This is a genomic window from Paraburkholderia tagetis (assembly GCF_022213065.1).
Lineage (GTDB): Bacteria > Pseudomonadota > Gammaproteobacteria > Burkholderiales > Burkholderiaceae > Paraburkholderia > Paraburkholderia tagetis.
Map to the genome: position 1 here is coordinate 1 of NZ_JAKLJA010000014.1, position 1328 is coordinate 1328.

The window sequence follows — 1328 nt, forward strand, 5'->3', positions numbered from 1 at the left end:
GCCACGTGTCCCGCCCCTCATTGCAAAGGATCGAATTCCATGTGCGGCATCGTCGGCGCAGTAGCGCTTCGTAACATCGTTCCCGTTCTCATCGAAGGCCTGCGGCGGCTCGAATACCGCGGCTACGACTCGTGCGGCGTGGCCATCGTCACGGCCGAAGGCCCGCAGCGCGTGCGCAGCGTCGCCCGCGTGGCCGAGCTCGACGAGCAGGTGCGCGAGGCGCGCTTCGAAGGCGTCACAGGCATCGCCCACACGCGCTGGGCCACGCACGGCGCGCCCACGGTGAACAATGCGCATCCCATCTTCTCGCGCAACGCGCTCGCGATCGTGCACAACGGCATCATCGAGAACTACGAGTCGCTGCGTGAAACGCTGCGCGGCAAGGGCTACGAGTTCGTCTCGCAGACCGATACCGAAGTCATCGCGCACCTCATTCACAGCCTGTACAAGGGCGACCTGTTCGCCGCCGTGCGCGAAGCCGTGCAGCAGCTCTCGGGTGCGTATGCGATCGGCGTGGTGCACAAGGACCAGCCGCACACGGTGGTGGGCGCGCGCGCGGGCTCGCCGCTCGTGGTGGGCCATGGCGAAGGCGGCAACTTCATCGCCTCGGACGCGCTGGCCATCGCGGGCAGTGCGAAGAGCATCAGCTATCTGGAAGAGGGCGACGTCTGCGAGATCACGCTCGAAGGCGTGCGCATCGTCGATCGCGCAGGCAAGCCCGCCGAGCGCGTGGCACGCGACGTGCAGGCCTATACCGGCGCGGTCGAACTCGGCCCGTATCGCCACTACATGCAAAAGGAGATCTTCGAGCAGCCGCGCGCGATTTCCGACACGATTCCCGCCGATGTCGCCTTCGATCCCGTGCAGTTCGGCGACACTGCTGCAGAGGTGTTCAGGGGCATCGACAGCATCCTGATTCTCGCGTGCGGCACGAGCTACTACGCGGGCCTGACCGCGAAGTACTGGCTCGAATCGGTCGCGAAGATCCGCACCGAAGTGGAGATCGCGAGCGAGTACCGCTACCGCGAGTCGGTGCCCAATCCGCGTTCGCTCGTGGTGACGATCTCGCAGTCGGGCGAAACCGCCGACACGCTCGCGGCGCTCAAGCACGCGCAGTCGCTGGGCATGGAGCACACGCTCGCGGTCTGCAACGTGGCGACGAGCGCGATGGTGCGTCTCACCTCGTTCAAGTTCCTCACACACGCGGGGCGCGAGATTGGCGTGGCGTCGACGAAGGCGTTCACGACGCAGCTCGTCGGCCTGTTCATTCTCGCGGTGACGCTGGGCAAGCTGCGCGGCCACGTGAATGCCGTGCAGGAAGCCGCATA

At 66.2% G+C, this 1328-nt stretch carries 1 protein-coding gene; it reads left to right on the forward strand.

From position 1 onward, the window contains the following. Window positions 1-39: 39 nt before the first annotated feature. Window positions 40-1328: glutamine--fructose-6-phosphate transaminase (isomerizing) (gene glmS, locus L5014_RS17900; protein WP_238465080.1), on the forward strand; the 1289-nt coding region annotated here is incomplete at its 3' end.